At 50.5% G+C, this 22,325-nt stretch carries 15 protein-coding genes; 11 read left to right on the forward strand and 4 right to left on the reverse strand.

Features of this window, described 5'->3' with window-relative positions:
- Positions 1–90: 90 nt before the first annotated feature.
- Positions 91–1,221 carry a glycosyl hydrolase family 8 gene (locus ACEPST_RS08505; RefSeq protein ID WP_395390654.1) on the forward strand — a complete coding sequence of 377 codons (1,131 nt, stop codon included), beginning with the start codon at positions 91–93 and terminating at the stop codon, positions 1,219–1,221.
- A gap of 131 nt (positions 1,222–1,352) precedes the next feature.
- Here ACEPST_RS08505 and ACEPST_RS08510 read toward each other — a convergent pair whose 3' ends face one another.
- From ACEPST_RS08510 to ACEPST_RS08520, 3 genes are all read right to left on the reverse strand, one after another.
- Positions 1,353–2,297 carry a GH25 family lysozyme gene (locus ACEPST_RS08510; protein WP_204121133.1) on the reverse strand — a complete coding sequence of 315 codons (945 nt, stop codon included), beginning with the start codon at positions 2,295–2,297 and terminating at the stop codon, positions 1,353–1,355.
- A 271-nt stretch (positions 2,298–2,568) separates the two neighbouring features.
- Positions 2,569–4,116, reverse strand: a complete 1,548-nt coding sequence (locus ACEPST_RS08515; protein ID WP_204121132.1) for an MFS transporter — start codon at positions 4,114–4,116, stop codon at positions 2,569–2,571.
- Positions 4,117–4,240: 124 nt separating this feature from the next.
- Entirely contained in the window at positions 4,241–5,170 is a 930-nt protein-coding gene (locus ACEPST_RS08520) for a matrixin family metalloprotease (RefSeq protein ID WP_204121131.1), read from the reverse strand.
- Positions 5,171–5,393: 223 nt separating this feature from the next.
- On the opposite strand from ACEPST_RS08520, the gene ACEPST_RS08525 reads away from it, so the two are divergent.
- The 5 genes from ACEPST_RS08525 (at position 5,394) to ACEPST_RS08545 (ending at position 12,200) form a co-directional block, all read left to right on the forward strand.
- A complete protein-coding gene (locus ACEPST_RS08525; protein WP_204121130.1) occupies positions 5,394–5,954 on the forward strand; it encodes a DNA-3-methyladenine glycosylase I in 561 nt (186 codons plus the stop codon).
- Between the two features lie 15 nt (positions 5,955–5,969).
- A complete protein-coding gene (locus ACEPST_RS08530; protein WP_204121129.1) occupies positions 5,970–7,103 on the forward strand; it encodes an exonuclease SbcCD subunit D in 1,134 nt (377 codons plus the stop codon).
- Entirely contained in the window at positions 7,100–10,249 is a 3,150-nt protein-coding gene (locus tag ACEPST_RS08535) for an AAA family ATPase (protein WP_204121128.1), read from the forward strand. Before ACEPST_RS08530 ends, ACEPST_RS08535 begins: the two co-directional genes overlap by 4 nt.
- Before the next feature lie 509 nt (positions 10,250–10,758).
- Positions 10,759–11,742: a choloylglycine hydrolase family protein gene (locus ACEPST_RS08540; RefSeq protein ID WP_204121127.1), complete on the forward strand. Its 984-nt coding sequence runs from the start codon at positions 10,759–10,761 to the stop codon at positions 11,740–11,742.
- An 11-nt stretch (positions 11,743–11,753) separates the two neighbouring features.
- Complete coding sequence (locus ACEPST_RS08545; RefSeq protein ID WP_204121126.1) at positions 11,754–12,200, forward strand: GNAT family N-acetyltransferase; 447 nt, start codon at positions 11,754–11,756, stop codon at positions 12,198–12,200.
- A gap of 85 nt (positions 12,201–12,285) precedes the next feature.
- Here ACEPST_RS08545 and ACEPST_RS08550 read toward each other — a convergent pair whose 3' ends face one another.
- Entirely contained in the window at positions 12,286–14,535 is a 2,250-nt protein-coding gene (locus tag ACEPST_RS08550) for a glycoside hydrolase family 3 C-terminal domain-containing protein (RefSeq protein WP_204121125.1), read from the reverse strand.
- Between the two features lie 445 nt (positions 14,536–14,980).
- On the opposite strand from ACEPST_RS08550, the gene ACEPST_RS08555 reads away from it, so the two are divergent.
- From ACEPST_RS08555 to ACEPST_RS08575, 5 genes are all read left to right on the forward strand, one after another.
- The gene (locus tag ACEPST_RS08555) at positions 14,981–16,621 is read left to right on the forward strand and encodes a peptide ABC transporter substrate-binding protein (RefSeq protein ID WP_204121124.1); all 1,641 of its coding nucleotides are present in this window, start codon (positions 14,981–14,983) and stop codon (positions 16,619–16,621) included.
- A 709-nt stretch (positions 16,622–17,330) separates the two neighbouring features.
- Positions 17,331–17,879, forward strand: a complete 549-nt coding sequence (locus ACEPST_RS08560) for a DNA-3-methyladenine glycosylase I (RefSeq protein ID WP_395390993.1) — start codon at positions 17,331–17,333, stop codon at positions 17,877–17,879.
- A 520-nt stretch (positions 17,880–18,399) separates the two neighbouring features.
- Positions 18,400–19,209 carry a MetQ/NlpA family ABC transporter substrate-binding protein gene (locus tag ACEPST_RS08565; RefSeq protein WP_203637862.1) on the forward strand — a complete coding sequence of 270 codons (810 nt, stop codon included), beginning with the start codon at positions 18,400–18,402 and terminating at the stop codon, positions 19,207–19,209.
- Between the two features lie 648 nt (positions 19,210–19,857).
- Positions 19,858–20,922, forward strand: coding sequence for a methionine ABC transporter ATP-binding protein (locus ACEPST_RS08570; protein WP_204122240.1), 1,065 nt, complete (start codon positions 19,858–19,860; stop codon positions 20,920–20,922).
- Complete coding sequence (locus ACEPST_RS08575; RefSeq protein ID WP_204122239.1) at positions 20,923–21,606, forward strand: methionine ABC transporter permease; 684 nt, start codon at positions 20,923–20,925, stop codon at positions 21,604–21,606.
- Positions 21,607–22,325: the final 719 nt, after the last annotated feature.

Here is a 22,325-nt window from a genome sequence, read left to right on the forward strand (position 1 = left end):
CTTTAGCCATCGAATCCATTTTGGGTCCGGTGGCTTTTTTGAATTTAGCTTATAATAGAGGTAAGTAATTATGAAAGGGGTTTCGCACACATGAATTTACATAAATTTTGGGCCAGCCTGGCGGGAATCGTTGCCGTCAGTGGGTTGGCCTTGACCGCGACCACCATCGCGACGCCAACGACTACGGCTCACGCGGCTTCGGCCACAACGTTGTATAAGCAGTGGCAAAAGGTTTACGTGGGTGGCAAGACGCAGAAGTACGTGAAGACCAACAGCGGTTCTGGCACCACGACCGCGCTGTCTGAAGGACAAGGTTACGGGATGCTGGCCGCAGTTTTGGCCGCTAAGAAGGGTGTGAATACCCGGACCACGTTTAACCAAATGTACAAGTATTATCGCGCCCATCGGGTCTCCAGCAAGGTGCCACTGATGCAATGGCAACAAACCAAACGTAACGGTAAGATGACCAGTGTGGGTCAACAGAAGAATTCCGCGACCGATGGGGATTTAGACATCGCGTACGCGTTGATTTTGGCTGACAAAAAGTGGGGCAGCAAGAAGGTCAACTACAAGGCCGCTGCCAAGAAACTGATTAAAGCCATCAAGCAAAAGGAAATCAACCAGACGACCTACCTGCCAAAGATGGGGAATTGGGCGACTAATTCCTATGACGTCAGCAAGCTCCGGACGGCCGATTTGATGACCGGGTACTTTAAGACGTTTGCCAAGTACACCAAGGATAGTACCTGGACCAAGGTGGCGTCTCGCAGTCAAACGGCCGTTAAGAAACTGAGTGCACGGCATAAGACCGGGCTGTTCCCCGACTTTATTTTTGCGACCGGGAAGAGCATCAAGCTAAAGGCCGTGAAGCCCTACACGATTGAATCGGGAACTGACAACCAAGTCGGCTACAATGCTTGCCGGGTCCCATGGCGGTTAGCCCAAACTTACAAAATGAAGAAAGATGCCATCACCAAGAAAGCACTGAATAAGCAACTCAAATTCTATAACCAGAAAAAGAAAATTTTAGCCGGTTATACGTTGGGCGGCAAGGCGGTCAACAATTACGCCAACACGGCCTTTACGGCACCCGTTAATTTTGGCGCCAAGGTCATGAAGAAGACCAGCTTGAAGAACAAGTCGGCCAAGCAATTACCCAAGTCGATTGAAAAGAGGAACTATTTCTCCGCCACGCTCCAAGTCGTCATTGCCTTAAGCTAAACGGAAAATTGAAAAAGGTGTGTCAACGACAAGCAAACTTGTCGTCGGCACACCTTTTGTGATTGTGGCGCAAGTGAATTTTGGTCGCAAAAAAAGCGCCTCCCGCGGGAGACACTTTTAGAAAAATCAGTTTAGTAAGTTGAAACGTAAGCCTTGTTGGCCGTGACGTACTTGCCGTTCGTTAATTGGAACCGGTAAGCGTCCTTGCTATTCTTGGTGATGCCCTTAACAGCTAAGGTCTTGCCAGCAGCTAACTTGGTGCTCCGTTGGCCATTGGTAAAGAGAATGTTGTTGTATTCGTAGACGGCCTTCTTGATCTTGATACCCTTCACACCACTGATGCTATTGTAGTAGCTAGCGGTTGAATGAGAAGAGGTGTCAGCGAACCAGCTCTTAACGACGGAACTGTTTTGAATCTTGTTCAAGTCAACGTTGCCACTGATACCGGAAACGCGGCCAGAACTGGTGTATTGCCAGAGGTCGATGGACGTGCCAGAAACCTTAGGCTTGGTTGAGCTGTACTTGGCGATCCAAGACCCATCGAACTTGGAGAAGTCCAAGTTATGTGAGTTGGCGTAGTATTCACCAGCGTACATAATCAGGGGCTTGTCAGTCAGGCTCCGCATCGTCTTCAACCAAGCGTTCACGTAGGTTTGTTCGGAACTCTTAGCAGATGGCATCCGCTTTTCTTCGTCCAGGACAAAGAATTTGGTATGGGAGTTACTACGCTTGTAGAAGTCTTTAGCTTCCTGTTGGGCGTCCTTAACACTGGTAAATTCGGCAAACATGTATTGACCGAATGGCACACCAGCCTTGTAAGCACCGTTAGCGTTGACGTTGCGCTTGCTATCGACCATGTAGCCGGCGTCGCCCTTGCTACCATGTTGTACCCGAATGATGGCGTACTTTAAGTCCTTTGACGCCTTCGTCCAGTTGATGTTCCCTTGGTATTGCGAAACATCGGCAACCTTATTGCCGGCTGCGTTGGCGGTCGTGGTGTTCAAACTAACGCCCACGGCTAAGACAGCGGCAAATGCAGCGGCCCCAGCGACAAATTTATGTAACGTGATCTTCATGAATGATGTCCTCCTCAAGTCTTTGGGTTCATTGTACACGGTATGGGTTGCCCGGAGGTTACGCGCAATTTACATTTGATTACAGTTCCGTTGCAATTAAAAAGAGTGGGACACAAGGCGGTTAGCCGGCGAGCATTAAGGCTGTTAACCGAATAATCCTGGTCTTGGATTGTTTGGTTAGCAGTTTTAAGCGGAACCGGGTGCCTTTTGTCGCACGTTTCGGCCATATAAATGGGTGCAAAAAAGCCCGGGCTCATCCCAGGCTTCTTGCTTAATTGTGATTCGTTTGACGGGTGCGCATGAGAATCGCGGCACACAGCGCACCAGCAATGGCAATGCCAGCCGAAGTCAACGTGACCGCACGCGTGCCATTCGCATAGGCTTGCCACACGGTCTGTTGGACCGCATGAGCGAAGGGCATTTTAGCCAAACGGGCGCTGAAGGCAATGCCGTGACCAGAGAAGGGCCCGGCACTGACCAAAGCCTGATGAATCGCGGTGGCGGCCTTGTGTGGCATGTTGATTTGGCCGAAGTGGCTGGTCAAATAATTTTGATAAACGTTATTTTGAACCAATCCGAGGCTAACGATTCCTAAGGTCACCCCGATTTGGCGGAAGACGTTGATTAAACCAGAGGCCATCCCCATCTCCCGAACCGGCACGCCCTCCATCCCCGTACTGTTCAAGAGGGGGTTGACCATCCCGTTGGTGATCCCCATGAGGACCATGCCCGGCCATAACTCGGCGAAGGAGACGTGAATGGTCATGGCGTTGGCTAACATTAAGAAACCGATGCCGCCCAGAAAGAGGCTACCACTGATCATCCATTTCTTAGAATAGCGGTTACCCAGGTACCCGGTCAGCGGCCCGAGAATTAGGGACCAAATGCTAATGGTTAATTGCCGAACCCCGGCTTGCAACGCTGAGTAGCCCATATAATTTTGCATCAAGGCGGTCAGGTAGGTGTTGTAGGAGTAAATACCGGCACCCAATGCTAGGGCAACCATAACCGTTCCCACAAAATGGGGGTTCTTGAACATGGCCAGGTTGACCATCGGTTGTTTCAAACGGGCTTCAACCAAGATGAAGACGACGAAGAACAGAATAGCCGCGCCAAACCAGCCCAACATTTGGGGACTCGTCCAGTGCCAGTCCTGATGGTTTTCTTTTAGAATCAAGCCGTAGATGAGGGCAAATAAACTTGCGGCGGATAGGGCCATGCCAGCAAAATCAATTTGATGATTTTGACTTAAGTCAGGCACCTCATCCACGTAAATCAGAGTTAAAATAATGGCAATAATCCCAATGGGGATGTTCACGTAAAAGATGGAGCGCCAGCCAAATTGGGCGACTAGATAACCGCCGACCAGGGGACCGGACGCTGAGGATAACCCGATGATGGAGCCCAAAATACCAAGCGCCACGCCCCGTTTGCTGCCCTTGAAGCTGACGGCGACCAAGGCCATGGCGAGGGCGTTCATCCCAGCACCCCCGAGGGCTTGAACACCACGCCCAATGTCTAAGACTAGCAGGTTAGGCGCCATGCCGTTAACGGCGGAGGCCAGGACAAAGATGGCCAGGGAAATGACAAAGATGCGTTTCAGCCCGTACATGTCCCCAATTTTAGAAACAATCAAGAGGGTGACCCCCAGAACCAAGGAGTAGGCGTTTAGGACCCATTGCACATTATTAAAGGATTCATTGAAATCCCGGACCATGGTGGGTAACGCCACGTTAACAATGGTGACGTCTAGTAGGGCCATGAAGACCCCGAGGGAAAGGGCGCCAAGGCCAATCCAGTTTCGTGTTGAGTTAGTCAATTTACTAAGTTCCTCCGTTTCGGTCAGTTGAAGTCAGCTGCCGATTTATTTATTTGGGATGTGACAATTTTCGGAAAAAAAGTTGCCGATTAAAAAAATAATCAGCAACTTTTGACGCAGTTAATTAGTGTACGGCCGTGTAAATCTTGATGGCTAACTTGGCCCGGTTCTTATCCGTTTTGGTAATTGGATTGTACTTGGACAGGCCGGCTTTGACCTTTTTGTAGCTGTAAACGTTGGAACTGCCACTCTCGAAGTACATCAAATCAGCTTTCTTCGGGGAATGGTTCAGGCCAAGCACGTGGCCAAGTTCGTGGGCAATCGTGCTGGCGTACTGATACTTCCGACCTTCATTGGCTAGCGTCGAGCGTACCAGGGACACATCTTTTTTCAAGACGGCGTAGGACGGCAGGGCCTCTTCCACGCGGGCAGCCTCTTCGTTAAACAGTTGGTCGTAATTTTCATCCGTAGCGGCGATGCCTTCAGCCTCTAAATTGGCTTTCGCTTTACTCTTAACGGTATTAGAATATTGGTTGTAGAAGGCGTCGTTCAACTGGTTGGTCATCGCGGTACCAATGTCTTGTTTGGCGGCCGTGTAGAAGGACGAGCGAATCTGCAGTTGCTTCTTGGCTGGTGTCCACCAGGCATCACTTTGATCGCTCTTAGTGGCAGCGGACTTGGAGACAGAGAAGGTCAGCGTATGATTTTTCTTGGACCCTTGCGTGAATTCTTTCTTACCCAACTTGTTGTTCCAGTAAGCCATGGCAATGGTGACACTCTTCTTTAAGGTTTTATCCTTGGTATTTACGTAGACCACGGCTTTACCATTTTTCTTGAGGGCCGTCTGGGCGTCGTAGGCAAGCTTGTACTGCTTTCCTAAAGCCTTGGCGTGCTTCTGGTAGTAGCTCTTGGACTTCTTTAGCGTGGCGGCCGATGGATTGACGCTGGCGGCCTGAGCGGTGACGGTACTAGTGGTAATGGCGGGCGCCACGATGAGGGTTGCCGCAACAGCCATCATCAGTGAACGCGCGCGAATGTGGTGAAATCTGCGCATGATGTTAACCTCCCTTAAAAATCCCCAAAACAATTCGTATTTACAATAGCATAGGCCAAACGTCGCGTGGGGTCAAGAATTAACGGTTCAGTAAATATTGATGGTGGAACTCATTAATACCGGGGTTGGACCCGGTTTCAAAAAGCAATTAGTAGAACATCTGTTTGGTCTTGGATCAGGAATCTGGTATAGTAGTTGCAGAAGCAAAATTGGAGGGAAAGCAATGGTTAAACGATGTGATTGGGCAACGTCTTCACCTGAGATGGAACGGTATCATGACGAGGAATGGTGCCGGCCGGAACATGATGAACAACGGCTCTTTGAACTGCTTTGTTTGGAGACCTATCAAGCAGGACTGAGTTGGCAAACGGTGTTAAATAAGCGCGCCGCATTTCAACGGGATTTCTACAATTATGACCTAGCACGTGTTGCCGCTATGACTGCCACTGACGTTGAACGGCTGTTACAAGACGCCCAGATCATTCGGAATCGCCAGAAATTAGTGGCAACCATTAACAATGCGCGAGTCATTTTAAATTGGCCAGCAGAGAGTACGTTTAGTGCATGGTTGTGGGGCTTTGTCGATGGCAAACCGATTCGGCATGCCATTGCGAGCGATGCCCAGCTGCCAGCAACGACGGATCTAGCGCAGCACATTTCCCGTGAGATGAAGAAGCGGGGCTTTAAGTTCGTGGGACCGACCACGACGTATTCATTCTTACAGGCGGCGGGCTTGGTGAATGACCACCTGTTGAGCTGTGACTGGGCGCCAGAGAACCAATAGAAAGAGGGCAGAACCATGCGTTTTTTACATACAGCAGATTGGCACATTGGCAAGAAACTTCACGGATATGATTTGATTCCCGAACAGGAGGATGCTTACCAGCAAATCAAGGCGATTGCCAAGCGAGAAAAGGTAGATGCCGTCGTGATTGCTGGAGATTTATACGATCGAGCACTCCCCAGTGAACCGGCTGTGACGGCGTTGACTAACATGTTGGTTGACCTGAATCGTAAAGAAAAATTTCCACTGTTAGCAATTAGCGGGAATCACGATTCGGGCGTGCGCTTGGGTTACGGCCAAGAGTGGTTTGCCAGCACGGACTTTTTCTTACGGACGCGGTTGGCGGACGCGTTAAAGCCGGTGACACTGAAAGATACGCAATTTTTCTTGTTACCTTACTTTGAGCCCGTGCAGGCGCGCCAATTTTTTGACGACGAATCGATTCGAACGGTTAATCAGGCGATGGAACGATTAGTTGCTGCCATGCAGGAAAAATTTGATGCCACGAAGAAACATGTGCTGATTGCGCATTTCTTTGCGGCGGGCAGTAATCACTCGGATTCGGAGACCTTAGTCCAAGTCGGCGGCTTAAATGCCGTGCCCGTAGATATGTTAGCGCCATTTGATTATGTTGCGCTGGGCCATTTACACCGGAAAGAAGCCTTGCAGAATGAACCGACTGTTAAATACAGCGGGTCACCCCTAAAGTTTTCGACCAGTGAGGCAGCCGACACGAAGGGCGTTTGGATCATTGATACGGATCAGACACCGGTCTCGGTGACGTTTGAACCGTTGAAGCCGTGGCACGACCTGGTCGTTTTGGAAGATAGTTTTACCAATCTGATGGACCGCGACCACGCGTATGCGGTCACGCCAGAAGATTTTGTGGCGGTTAACTTGACGGATACCACGCCCATCACCAACGTTATGCAGCGCTTGAAAACGCGTTTCCCCCGGGTGATTGAACTCAACCGTGTGAACCAACTCGACGTGACGCCGGATGAATTGGATGTGAAACAAGTCCAACAAGATCCGTTAACTTTATTGGGTGATTTTTTTGAACAGGTCACGCAACACCCACTAACGGATCAGCAACAGGTTTGGGCCCGGCAAGCCTTACAGGCCGCAGAAAAGGAGGGAGACGAATGAGTCCCGTAACTTTACATCTAGAATACTTTGGTCCTTACCGAGATGAAACGGTTGATTTCACAAAATTTTCCGCTACCCCCTTATTTTTGATTAGCGGGAAGACTGGGAGTGGCAAGACCACCATTTTTGATGGCATGTGTTACGCCCTGTTCAACCAGACTTCTGGCGTTGACCGGGAAGCCAAATCCATGCGCTCAGACTTTGCGACCCACACGGATCAGACGCGGGTCACGTTTACCTTTACCCACCGGAACCGGTCCTATGAAATTGTGCGCGAACCCACGCAGATTTTGGCTAAGAAGCGGGGAACTGGTCTGACGGAGTCCGCGGCCAGTGTGACATTGACCGTCTTTGAAGACGACGCGGAAATCACACAGCTGACGAAAGAAGGCCAGGTTCGCGATTATCTGCAGGAATTGTTGCAGATGGATGGCAAGCAGTTTGCTCAAATCGTCTTACTTCCACAGGGCCAGTTCCGCCGGTTCCTGATTGCCCCCAGTGAAGACAAAGCAGTAGTTTTGGAACAACTATTTAATACCACAATCTTTGCGCGGTGGACGGACCGCCTCAAGCGCCAGCTTCGGCAAAATGAGGCTGCAAATAAGGAAACGGCGGCGACCCTTGACCGGTTACGGGGTGAGCTACAGTGGACAACTGACAATAAAGAGAAAGCCGCTAGTTTGTTGGCCAATCAACAAACGACTGATATTTTAGCATTAATGGCTGAACAGCAGGTCACGACTAAGACCCAACGAACGGCAGTTACCACGCAACTCAAGCAAGCAGACCTGTTGCACAGTCAGCTGGTCCGACAAGATGAGCAAGAATCTGTCTTACTGGCCGATCGGAAGCGGCTCGCGGAGCGTCAACAAGAACAACAAGCATTGACCCAGCAACAACCAGCCATGAAGGAATTGAAGAAGCGAATTGCTGAGCTGGACTGGACGCAGCAGATTCAGCCGCAATGGCAAGACCAAACGCAGGCCCAGCAAACGCGCCAACAGCGGCAACAGGCCAGTGAACAGGCGGCAACGGTCTTACAATCAGCGAAGCAGAAGTACCAAGTAGCCGTCGCTGAGCAACAGAAACAGCAACCGCTGGTTAAAAAAATCAAGCAAGAAAATGATCAATTAGCCCAACAACAGGAACTGATTCCGGTCTACCAACACGTGGCTGAATTGACCCAACAAAAGCAACTCGCGCAAGAACAGGTTGATCAGACACAGGCGCACCTCAAGCAAGTCCGAACCGCCGTCGCTGAAAATAAAACGGCTCAGCAGGCTCAACAACAGGTAGTGGACCAGCAACCGGCTATTTTCGACCGTCAAAATCAACTGACACAGCGTGACGCTCAGCTGCAGGCAAGCAAGAAGCAATTGGCAACCGTGCAGCAGGCGGACCACCAACTCACAACTAGTCAACAGAAAGTGACTAGTTTAAAGACACAAGCGCAGACGGCCCAAACAGCTGCTAAGGAAAAGCGGACGGCCGCTGATGCCAGTTACCAAGCCTTCTTACGGAGCCAAATTGCCGAACTGAGTGCGCAGCTGACTGAGGGGTCACCTTGTCCGGTCTGTGGGTCGGAACATCATCCCCACCCAGCTGCGACCACGACGGCGACTGCTGTGTCAGAGGATGACGCCAAGGCGGTTCAAGCACAAGCGGATCGGTTAGAAAAGCAGGCTAGTGAGGTCGCTGCCCAGTTAGCTAGTTGGCAACAACGCGTCACGGAACAAGCAGCGACCCAAGCCATCCAATTGGCTGAGCTGCAAGCGGCCCTGGGACAACCAACGACGACCACGCTAGCCGAACTTACCGAGCAACAACGTTCAGCCCAGCAGGCCTATCAGCAAGAAGAAGCCAAGAATGAACAAGAGCGGCAAGCCTTGCACCGAGCTCAACAACAGATGAAGACGTTGACCGCAGCGGCGACTACCTTGCAGACGCAGGTACAGACGGCTGAGCAAGCGGTGCATGACCAACAAACGCAGGCGGCTAAGCTGAGTGCTGAACTGGCGACGGAGACGAAGCGGTTACCGGATCAGGCACCAACGCTGGCGACATTTATGCAACAGCTCGCTGATTTACGGGCCCAAGTGAAGGCCGACCAGCAGACCTTGGACGCGGTAAACGCAGCCGTCCAACAGGCAGAAAATCAAGTGGCTGTCGCACAGTCCCGCTTGACGCAGGCTGAAGAAGAAGTACAGACCAGTCAAGAAAGACTGACCCAGGCCCAGACGGTCGTAGCAAAGCTTTTGACGGAACATTTTGGAACCAATGATGAGACCGTGGTCGAACAAGTCCAGACAGCCCTAGCGGAAGTGGGGTCGTTAGCGACTAAGCGGCAGACTTTAGCCGATTTTGACAAGCGCCAGGACAGCCTAGCCGCAACCATTGCCGACCTGGTTGTCCGCACGAATGACCAGCCAACACCAGACCGGGAGAAGACGCAGGCCGCGTTGGCTCAGGCCAAGGCCCAGATGACGGACCTTCAGGAACAGCAACGACAATTACAAAATCTCTTTGAATTTAACACCACGCACACCCAGCAATTACAGACACAGGTGGATAAGCAGGCTGCGGCCATGCAAATGACGCAGGAGCTGACCGAACTCAGTGGCGTGGTCAATGGGGATGGTCCCAACAGTAAGTTAGGCCTGGAACGGTATGTGCTCCAAACCTACTTACGTCAAATCCTACGAGTCGGTAATCATCGGCTAAAGCAATTAACGAACGGGCGGTATCAATTCGTGATTGATGAATCCCAGGCGAACTCCAAGAAGCGGTCCGGCCTGGAAATCAACGTTTATGACGATCACGTGGGTGAGCAACGGAGCGTGCATACGCTCTCGGGCGGTGAAAGCTTCATTGCCTCATTGGCGTTAGCTCTGGCCCTGGGTGAAGTTATCCAACAGACCACGGGGAGTGTTGACGTCGATGCTCTGTTCATTGATGAAGGCTTTGGGTCATTGGACGAAGATGCTTTAATGACGGCACTGGAATCGTTGGAAACGATTGAGGGTAAGCACCGGATGATTGGTATCATCAGCCACGTGAGTGAACTCCGTGACCAGGTTGAAAACCAATTACAAGTGATTGCCAACGGTAACGGAGAGAGTACGATTCGGTACCACGCCGCGGAATGACAGCTTTTTCCAGACTAAAAAGGTCTTGGACTGCTTGTATATCCAAGACCTTTTTTCTGTCGAGTCACAGGAGAACAGTTAAAGAGGTGACGCAACGTGCCGCCGAGATGCTGCTAGCGTGCTTAACTTAGCCAGCACCTTACAAGAACGACACACTTCAATACGAGTCCCCAAAGAAAAGCTGGAATGGCATTTCCCCTAGGCTGGGGTTACATGACAACTCTATTCTCTGGGGCAACTCTAACAGTAACTGGATTCAATAGAAAGTTAATGGCTAGTTGATGAGGTAAAATAGAGACGTTAAGCCGTTCAACTTAAAAAGTTGCCCTAACTTTGCGGGTGAATCATCCGTGAATCAGGTAGTTGGTGGCGTAAATGGTTAATGAACGCCAAATGAAGTTTTTAAACAAATTAACATAATTGGTTATAGTTTTAACGATTATCCGTGCAAAACGGATTTTGATGGTTTAGAATAATGGGTAACTATATTAGAAACGGGATGATTTTCAATGTGTACGAGTTTGACCTATGAGAACAGTCGGGGCGATCAATTCTTAGCCCGGACCATGGATTTTGCGTTTGAACTGGGTGGCCAACCCATCTTTATGCCGCGGAACCAACAGATTCAAGGGGATGCGGGGACCTTCACCACGAAGTATGGCTTCGTCGGGGCTGGCCGGAACCTGAGCCATTACATTTTTGTTGATGGCGTGAATGAATATGGTCTTGGGGCAGCCGCATTGTACTTTTCACAATACGCGAAGTACGAAGCAAGTGCACCAGCCGACAAGTTGGGCTTAGCGCCACATGACGTGACAGCCTGGGCTTTGGGCAACGCCAAGAGTGTGGCTGACCTGCGGGAACTGGTCAAGCACATTCAACTCTTGGACATCCCGGTTGCCTTGCTCGGCATCACGGCACCGCTACACTTTATCTTTAGTGATCCAACGGGGGAGACTGCCGTACTTGAAGCCACCAGTCATGATATTCATTTGATTGATGATCCGGTCGGCGTCATGGCGAACTCACCACAATTGAGCTGGCATTTACAAAACCTCAGCACTTACGGCACGCTGCAAGCTGCCGACGTACCTTTGCATGATTATGAAGGGTTTGAGTTAGCTACCCAGGGTCCTGGGACCGGGGCGTTGGGCCTGCCCGGGGACTACACGTCACCATCCCGCTTTGTCCGGACGGTTTACAACAAGCATTTCAGCATTAAGACGGACGATACGCCGACGACCCTGAACCTCTTACAACACCTATTAGACAGTGTCACGATTCCGAAGGGGGTCAAGCTAAAGGCTGACGGTCACAGCGACTACACGCAATACCGGGCCTACGCCAACCTGACTGAGCGTTCCTACTTCATGGAACCTTATGACAACTTGGAATTGCAAGGCGTTAAGATGACTGACGAAATGTTAAACGACTGGGACACGCCCGTGGAATACCCACTGGACCACCAGCCACACATTAGTGCGTTGAACTAGGAGCTGAACAAATGGGTTTTAATCAAAAAAGTTTTGCTGAACTAACGACCACGGAACTCTTCCGTATTTACCAGTTACGGGTGGCAGTTTTTGTGGTGGAACAAGACTGTGTCTATCAGGAAGTTGACGACGATGATCTGATTGCGCAACATCTGTTTCGAACGGACGATGTGGGTCAGGTGTTAGCCTACGCACGGTTAATTCCGGAACCCAATCAAGTTCGGATTGGCCGGGTCCTCGTTGCCGCTTCGGCGCGCAAGCACGGCGCTGGTCGTGAGTTAGTGACCGAAGCCATTGCCGCCGCTCGGGAGACCTATCCGGAAGCACAACAGATCGTGATTCAGGCCCAAGCCTACTTGCAAAAGTTTTACGCATCGTTTGGGTTTACGCCCACTAGCGAGGTTTACCTGGAAACAGGGATTCCCCACTTGGATATGGTTTTGCCATTGAATCGGTAAGCAAACTGCACACGAAAAAGGCGAGGCCTCGACGTTTTAAATAACGTCGGGACCTCGTCTATTTTTGTCGAATTTTAGCAGTTCACTACCGCTTGTTGGCGGCGTTAATGAAATCGTGAATCAAGTCAGCCGGACCACCGAGCGCAATGACCGCGCGCAGTGGCATGTTCAGGAACATTTGATCTTGGAGTAGGGCTAAGTTGCCGTGCTCGTCAGTTGTTGCCAAGAAGTTATTGCCGTTGGCATGTTCTGGCGCCAGGACCGTCTCCTTGAAAATCTGTTGCAGACGTGGATCTCTGACAATCGTGGACAGGTAAGTCTCGGCCGTCACAGGGGCGGGGGAGTTTTTAAAGTCCATGGTCAACTTGGTCTGTAGCCGGATGTCCCGTGAGGAATCGCCGACCATGAGTTCATAGTCGCCAGAATCGGCTTGCCAGCGGGACTTACCTTCGCACCACCAGCTAAAGTCACGCCGGTTGAGTTTTAAGGTCACGACCTTGGTTTCGCCAGGTGCGACGGCGACCTTGGTGAAGGCGCGCAGTTCCTTGGTTGGCATTGGCACGTGTGAGGCATGGTTGGCCACGTAGAGTTGTGGCACCGCTTGACCAGCGCGGTCGCCCGTGTTGGTCAGGTCAAAGGTGATGGTCGCGCCGTGTTCGTTCTCGTCGACGGCCAAATTGGTATATTCAAAAGTCGTGTAACTGAGACCATGACCGAATGGGAAGAGCACGTGCATTTCGTGGGTGTCGTAGTAACGGTAGCCCATGAACATGCCCTCCGTGTAATATTCGTGATGGGGGTCCTGCCCAAACGTTGGGGCCATTGGGGTGTCGGTCAACCGTTGAGGGAAAGTCTCGGCCAAGTGACCGGACGGGTTGACCGCACCGGTGATGATATCCCAGGTGGCTTCACCGACCGCTTCACCGGCCAGATAAGTTTCGACAACGGCGTCGACTCCGTGAATCCAAGGCATTTCAACCGCGGAACCGTTTTGGAGCACGACCGTGACGTGATTGTTGATCTTTGACAGGCGGCCAATCAGTTCGCCTTGATTTTCGGGGAGCATCAGAGACGTCTTGTCGAAACCTTCCGATTCCGTATTTTCAGGATAGCCGGCGAAAATGATGACGTGATCGGCGTTCTTAGCGGCGGTGAGGGCAGCTTCGACTAAGCTATCGTCCGTTTCACTTTGATCCAAACGGTAACCAGGGTAATAATTGGCTTCAAGGTCGCTGTCTTGCAGTGCGGCTAATGGCGTGGTCAACTTCGTTGGGTTGACGTGGGAGCTGCCGGAACCTTGGTAGCGTGGTTGATCGGCCAATTCGCCGATAACGACCACTTTGCCAGCGGTCGTGGGATCTAGTGGCAGTTCAGCGTGACGGTTCTTTAAGAGCACGATGCCATCATCGGCCAACTTGCGGGCAAATTGGTGATGGGCCGCGTGGTCATAGGTACCGGCATGGTCGGCGGGTAACCAGTTTTCAATGATGTGCAGTAAGTGCCGGACCGCCTTGTTCAGCGTCCCTTCGTCCAGTTCGCCGGTTTCGACGGCCCGGATAATGTTGTCCACGGAAGCTTGGCCCTGACCTGGCATTTCCAAATCGAGCCCGGCGCGTAAGGCCTGGACGTTGTCAGCGACGGCGCCCCAGTCAGACATGACCGCACCGTGGAAGCCCCATTCGTCACGCAAGATGCTCCGGAGCAAACGACGATTCTGGGAATTCAGCGTCCCATTAATCTTGTTATAAGAGGTCATGATGGTGGCAGGGTAAGCGGCCTTGACGATGATTTCAAAAGTGCGTAAATAAAGTTCGCGCAACGTTCGTTGGTCCATGTCACTGGAGGCTGTGAACCGTTGATTTTCCCGGTTGTTGGCGGCAAAATGTTTAACGGCCACACCGACGTGTTTGGATTGGACGCCTTGAACGTAGGCACTGCCTAGTTCGCCGGCCACTAAGGGGTCTTCTGAAAGGTATTCGAAGTTACGCCCACCCAAGGGAGAACGCTTCAAGTTGACGCCAGGTCCCAGCAACAGACTGACTTGCTCTGCGCGAGCCTCGTCACCCAGGTGTTCACCTAGTTGGTGCATAAGATCGCGATTCCAGGAGCTGGCACTCAGCGCGGCAGCCGGATAAGTAATGGCTTGAACCGAGTCGTTAATGTTCGTGGTGCCTGAATCCGCGGTCTGCTTCCGTAAGCCGGAAGGGCCGTCCGTCATCATGAGGGCGGGGATGTCCAGCCGGTCAATAGCGGCCGTGTACCAACTATTTTTTCCTGAAACCAGAGCGGCCTTCTCCGGTAACGTTAGTTCAGCAAGCATGCGTTCGATGTCCATACGTTCAAATCCTTTCTACTAGTTAAACTTGTTTCAAGTATACCTTTTTCCACCACGGAATGTTACCCGCCACTTTTGAAATCTGTCGGTGGTCAATTTTAACCTTTGACAAACACTGAGGAAGAGGGTATCTTAGGTCTTGTACAATCCAATTAATTACAAAAAATAAGTCTAAGGAGGAAAATCACGATGTTGAAGAACGCCACTCAAGTTAAATCACTGCTTGCCGCATGTTGCGAATGTAACGTGTCTTTTTGCGCTACCTCAATTCGTGATTTTCCGGCTAAACCGTAGTAGTACATAGCGCCGACCTAGGTTGGCAGTGTCGAACGGGCTACCGCTTTCACGAGTTAAGTGAAGGCGGTAGCCCGTTTTTTCTGTATTTAAATCATAATTTTGCGGATTGTACACCACAAAAATTTGAGGAAAAGGGAGCAAACTTTTTATGAAAAAATGGACTGGGATTGGGTTAGTCGCAGCGGTATTGGCAATTGGTATGGGGTTAGCTGCCTGTGGCCAAACTGCTGCAACGTCCAAGCCACAACAAGTTTTGCGGTTACCAGCGACGGCTGCACTCGACACCATCGACCTCGCCAAGGCCACCGGTTATGGCCAGACGGGGAACGTTTTTGAAAGTTTTTATCGGTTAGGAAAAGACGGTCAGGTTGCACCAGGGTTGGCAGATTCGGCAAAAATGTCGAAGGATAAAAAGACGTGGACGTTCCATATTCGCGACAATGCGAAGTGGAGCAACGGCGATAAGATTACCGCGCAGGACTTCGTTTATTCCTGGCGACGGACGTTGACGCCGTCCACCAAGTCGTCGTACATGACGATGTTTTCTGGGATTAAAAATGGGGATAAGATTATCGCCGGTAAGGCTAAGCCCAGCACCATTGGGATTCACGCCAAGAACCAACAGACGGTGGTCATCAAGCTGGATAAGCCCATCGCTTACTTTAAAATTTTAATGGCTTACCCGTTATTTGCTCCACAAAATAAAAAGGTTATCGACAAATACGGCAAGAAGTATGCCACCAAGTCCGAGTACATGGTCTACAGTGGGCCCTTCAAGATTCAGGGCTGGAACGGGACGGGCAACACCTGGTCCTTTGTGAAGAACAACCAGTATTGGGATAAAAAGGTCGTTAAGCTTCAAAAGATTAATTATCAAGTTGTGACGAATCCCCAAACGGGTCTGAGTTTGTACCAGAACAAGAAACTTGATTTCGCGCAGTTATCCAATGAACAAGTTAAGAACTACAAGAATGATAAAGAATTCCAGCAATATCCGTATTCCATCGTGATTCATTTAAAATACAACTTCCAAGATGCTGACAAGGCCAAGCGCCGGATCATGAATAATCAAAATATCCGCCAGGCCATCGCCTTATCCATTAACCGCAGTCAATTGACCAAGAAGGTGCTGGGGGATGGGTCCGTCACGCCAACCGGTTTCGTTGCCAGTGGCTTAGCGCGTGATCCTAAGAGCGGCAAGGACTTTGCTAGTCAGCAGAAGGTCAAGAATACGACGACGTACAATCCTACTTTAGCCAAGCAGAAGTGGGCGGCTGGATTGAAGCAACTCGGCATCAAGAAGGTTGACCTGAGCATCATGGCCGGGAACGATGACGTTGCGGCCAGCACCGTGACCCAATACTTAAAGGGTGCGCTGGAAAAGAATTTGAAGGGTTTTGACCTGAAGATTCAAAACGTGCCGGCTTCCGTGGCCCAATCTCGTTCGACCAACGGCGATTTTGACCTCTACCTGTCTCACTGGGGCGCCGACTTCAACGATCCGATTTCCTTCCTGCAGATTCCAGTCAGCTCGAACTCACTAAACTACGGCAAGTGGTCCAACAAGCAGTATGACGCGCTGATCGACAAGGCTCAGAACCAAGATGCCGGCAACGATGAGGCCCGTTGGCAAGATATGGTTCAGGCGGCCAAGTTGGTGAACAAGACGCAGAGCTTCACGCCCTTGTACCAAGCGAACTATGCTTACCTGACGCGGTCCGATGTTAAGGGGATTATTCACAACACGGCGGGCACCCAGTGGAGCTACAAATACGCTTATATCAAATAACGGTTTTGACTGATCTTTGGGTCGCCTTACCGGGCGGGAAAAATAGCCTGGAACGCGGTGGGGAGGACGCCTGGAGCCAAAAAGCGGTCTCCAGGCTTGCTTTGAGCCTCTAAGGAACGAGTCTCAAAGTCACCATTTTCTAAGAAGAACCCTTAGAAAATCCCACGGCTGAGGCTATTTTTCCCGCCCTCACGGCTAAGATTGGTTCAAATCGTTAGTTGATGGCTTCTTCTACGTTACGTGTTTATTCAATCGAGCTGGTGTCAAAGGTTTTATGAATTCAAAAGTCAGTGGGCCTACTGACTAACTACACCAGATACGTTACAACTAAATTTTGCAGTTAACTGCTATTTCCAATCATCTGGAAAGAACCAAGCCACTGGCTCTTCTCGAGACTGACTTAGGTGGGCTAACGTCAGTGAGTGGGGACGAGGGACTGGTTACAGCAGGTTTTATCGAATCCGGTTTTGCTAGACCAAACGCTAGTGGAACCGGATTTTTTCGGGGCATAAGTGGACCAATGACCATGATTAGCTTTCAAATTGTGTCCGTTCATGGTATGATGATTCTCGTAGACATGTACCCATGGTCGGGTACTTTCGAAAATCCTGGCAATTCGCGTTGTTGGGTAATGGCTCTCGGATTGTAAAATCCGGGAGCTTTTTTTGTTTTTAGCGTGTTAGTATGGAAGCGAGAAGGGGATGGCGACATGGCAATTGGACCGGATGATGGGCACGTTTGGGATAGCGATGGGACCCAGGAATATCAAGCGTATTTCGGCACGCCCACTCATGATGACCACGTGCTGTACGAACTTCTAACGGTCGGCGTGTTTCAAGTCGGCCTGAGTTGGCAGGCGGCCGCCAGCAAGTTACCCGTTTACCGGCGGCTCTTTGCAGGGATGGACCCGCAGCGGGTGGCTGGGTTCGAAGACGAACTCGATGGCGAACGGATTGCCAACGACCCAGACATGATCAGCAACGGTCGAAAAATTCGGGCGACTATTCACAACGCGCGAGCCATGGTGCAGGTACAACGGGAGTTTGGCAGTTTCAGTGCCTACCTCTGGGAATTTGTGAATGGCACCCCCTTGTTACTGCCGGCGGTGACCCGAGATCTGCTGACCAATCAATCAGGCATCGGCAGCGCGGTCGCCAAGGATTTAAAACGCCGCGGATTTAGTTTTGTCGGTCCGGTTGTGACGCACATGTTTTTGTTAGCTGCGGGCCTGTTACGCGAGCAAATTATCGATGACTAAGTGAAATTTAGGTGAGAAATTTATTTAAGCCGCAACCGGTTTCTAAGGGACACTTATTAGGAAATGCCGGTATCATGCGGTTCGTTATGAATAAATTTATATCAACTTTGTCTTGACACCCAATTAAAGTTGCATTAGACTTACAGATAAATTAAGCGATTGAAAAAACAATGTGATCAGGAGAGTAACCACCGTTAATGGTTTCAAGAGAGCTCGCGATTTGCTGAAAGCGGGTAACCCACGGCGGGGTGAAGATGGCCTGAAATGAATTGGTATCACTGAGTCCTTGCGATGAGGTGGTAATGTCCGGCACTCATTATCGTGCACGCACTTCAAGGCGCAAGCTGGCGAGTGTTAATGAGGAGCCGGGTGTCTTTAACCTGACTTGAATTAGAATGGTACCACGACAAAGTTCGTTTCTATTAATTTAGGAGCGGACTTTTTCTTTTGGTCGCATTTTTCAATCGTGGCGTTTATCTTATGAGGATAATAGTTTAAAAAACAAAGGGGATTACTGAGTATGAAGAAATCATTTAAGCATTTTAGTTGGCTCTTATTATTGTTGATTCCACTTTTAATTGTTTCCGGCTGTGGCAAGTCTAGCAGCAGTAACAAGACGGTTAAGGTTGGGATCATGGGTTCCGATGAAAAAATCTGGAAACCTATCCAAACGAAGTTAAAGAAGGATGGCATCAACATCAAGTTGGTCACCTTCACCGACTACAACCAGCCTAACGCTGCGTTGACGAACCATGAAATTGATTTGAACTCGTTCCAACACACGTTCTTCATGGATCAATGGAACAAGGCGCACAAGACGGACATCGTTTCCATTGGGAAGACCGTCCGCGCACCACTACGGTTGTACTCCAAGAAGGTCAAGAGCGTTTCAGCCATCAAGAAGGGTGACCAAATTACCATTCCTAACGACTCCACAAACGAAGGCCGGGCCTTACACTTACTGCAATCCGCTGGCTTGATCAAGGTGGATTCCAAGGTTAAGTTACCAACGCCTAAGAACATTACGCAAAACAAGTTGAACCTGAAGATCACCGCCGTTGATGCTGCCCAAACGCCACGGTCATTGACCGATGCCACTGGTGCCGTTATCAACAACGAATTCGCTGCCGAAGCTAAGCTGCCAAACAACGAAACCATCTTCAAGGAAAAGATCAACAAGGCTTCCATTCCATACATCAACATCATCGCAACCAACAAGTCTGACAAGAACAACAAGACCTACAAGAAGATCGTGAAGGCTTACCAGACCGAAGCAACGAAGAAGTTGTTGAAGAAGTACTACCACGGCCTGACTATCCCAGCTTGGTAAGATTTGCGCGTAATTGACGCCTCCAGGATAGTGAAAATGGGATTGGAACGCGGTGGGCGGACGCCCGGAGCCGAAAGGCGGTCTCCGCGCTTACTTTGAGCCACTGTGAACCGTGTCTCAAAGATACCAGTTTCCTAAATGGTCAAAAGCACCATTAAGGGAACTCCCACGGCTGGACCCATTTTCACCATCCTTGCGGCTCACGTTAGCCTAACTTAACCGCCGTCTCGCGTTTATCTGGAGTCGGCGGTTAAGTTATTGAAGCTATATAGTGAGTGATGGTGAGGACACCGAAGCTACTAATTGGTTAACTGACTATCTTCCTGGAAGACGGTTTAAAATGATGGTCAATGTGAGTGACCAGAGGCGGGCCAAGGTGGTCAGCTGTGTCGGTGGTTTTAACTGAGTGATTTTCTCAGTTTAGAGCACGGGACGACCTGGGAGACTGGGATTTTTCCAGGCTTTCAGGCGAGGTGGAAGACCGCTTCTCAGGCTGGAACCGTTCCCCACAGCAGGGCACCTTGAGCCCGCCGCCGGGAACGGCAAATCAGCCACCATTTTTAAACCGTCCGGAAGGCGAAACAAATATCTGTTTAAACATATTAATGAAGAAACTGCCGGCATTGGCGAGTAAGGAGAATGAAGTCTGTGACTAACGAAGCGATTATTCAGTTAAAAGATATCGACGTGACCTTCCATAATAAGGGTCAAACCGTGACCGCCGTCAAAAATGTTTCATTGACGGTCAACCGCGGGGACATCTATGGGGTCGTCGGGTATTCCGGCGCCGGGAAGAGTACGTTGGTGCGGGTCATTAACCGCCTTCAACGGCCAACAGCCGGTTCTGTCGAGGTTAATGGTCAAGATATTTTGGGACTCAAACCTAAGGAACTCCGGGTTGCCCGGACGAAAATTGGGATGATCTTCCAACACTTTAATTTGATGGCATCCCGGACGATTGCCGACAACGTGGGCTACCCCCTAAAGGGTGGCGAGTTGTCCCATGAGGAACGCCAACAAAAAGTGTCCCATCTCTTGGACCTAGTTGGTTTGACGGAAAAGGCTGAGGATTACCCAGCCCAACTTTCCGGGGGGCAAAAGCAACGGGTCGCCATTGCGCGGGCCCTGGCCAACGACCCCGAGATTCTGATCAGTGACGAAGCGACGAGTGCCTTGGACCCCAAGACCACCTCATCTATTTTGGAATTGTTGAAGCGGTTGAACCAGCAATTAGGCTTGACTGTTGTCCTCATCACCCACGAAATGGAAGCCGTGAAGGAAATCTGTAACAAGGTGGCCGTCATGGATGATGGTGAAATCATTGAACGCGGTGACCTGGTCAGCATCTTTAGCCGTCCTGAAAAGCCATTGACGCAGGACTTCATTAATACCGCAACACAAATCAATCAAGCACTTGAAAAGATTTACAAACAGGCGCGAACCCTGGGCCTGGACGACCATCAACAGTTGGTTCAACTCCAGTACGTGGGGGCCAGCACCGACGCACCGCTGATTACTGACTTGTACAAGCGTTACGGGGTGGTTTCCAATATCCTTTACGGGAACGTGGAAATTCTCCAAGACACGCCGCTAGGGAACCTGATTGTTGTCATGACCGGGGACCCCGACAAGTTACAGGCCGCTTGGCAGTACTGTCAGGACGCCGGTATCACCATTACGCACTTAAAACCAACAGATCCGGAGGTGGCCTAAATGACTTGGTTTGCAAAATATTTTCCTAATGCTGTGACCATGAAGAGCGATTTCCTTCAGGCCACCGGCGAAACACTGTACATGACGTTCTTCACCGCCGTTGTGGCGGGGATTCTGGGGATGGCCATTGGGGTTGGCTTGATTGTGACCCAACCCGGCGGCATTCTGGAAAATCGGATTGTTTATAACATTCTCGATAAAATCGTTAACCTGTGCCGGTCGATTCCGTTCGTTATCTTACTGGCCGTCATCGCGCCACTGACCCGGTTGATTGTGGGAACCGCTATCGGGACCACTGCAGCCATCGTGCCACTGGTGATTGGGTCTGCGCCATTCTACGCGCGGCAGATTCAAAATGCCCTGTCCGAAGTTGACCGTGGCGTGATTGAGGCCGCTGAATCAGTTGGTTCCGGTCCCATCGCGATTATCTTCCGCGTGTACCTCAGAGAAGGATTGCCGGATATCATCCGCTCGTCCGTTCTCACGTTGATCAGTCTGATCGACCTGACTGCCATGGCCGGTGCCATCGGTGGTGGGGGCTTAGGGAACTTGGCCATCAATGTCGGGTACAGCCGCTTTGAAAGTGACGTCACGATTTTGGCAATGTTGATCATTCTGGTGATTGTGTTTGCTATCCAGCTTCTCGGTGACCTCTGGGCCCGTAAAGTTGACCACACCGCTTAGAAATGGTGGATAACCGCGCCTTACCGGTCGGCGAAAATTGGCCGGAACGCGGTGGGGAGGACGCCCGAAGCCTGAGAAGCGGTCTTCGAGCTCGCTTTGAACCTCAAAGAACGAGTTTCAAAGTCGCCATTCTGCGAGAAAATTTCTCGCAGAATCCCACGGCTGAGCCAATTTTCGCCAACCTCACGGCTCATACTGGTTGTTAGCTGTGTGGCCAACTTTACTGGCGAGTCCTTGCCAGTGAGGTTGATATTAAATTTTAAATTGAAAGGCAAAATTACTTCGTCGGTTTTGATGCGGTGATTTTGCCTTTTTTGCTGGAATTTTGGATGTCTCATGCAATTGGTCAGACCTGGTTAGTGACCAATTGGGTTGGAAGTGGTAAGCTAATTTAGTTCGTTTGCTGTTCACGGGGATGGCGGGAGACACTCACGTGAGTAGCGAACAATTGGGTAACCGGAAAGTTGGGCTGATTGACTGGTGTGCGGGCGGTTGACCCGCTTCGTAATATAACAAAATAAATTTTTGGAGACGGTGATATTTGCCTGTTTTTGCCGCCAAATTCTAATGGTTTTCCGGTAAAATGTAAAAATTATGTCACGACCCGTGTTAATCGTGTCGGTTAAAAACTAATCGAAAAGATAAGTGACTGGGAGAACTAGTGGGTCAGAAGATACTCAGCTAAATTGCTGATTGTGGTCATAAGCTCGGTATTGACT

The sequence above is a fragment of the Levilactobacillus sp. FUA 3915 genome, from assembly GCF_044053135.1.
GTDB classification, from domain to species: domain Bacteria; phylum Bacillota; class Bacilli; order Lactobacillales; family Lactobacillaceae; genus Levilactobacillus; species Levilactobacillus lanxiensis.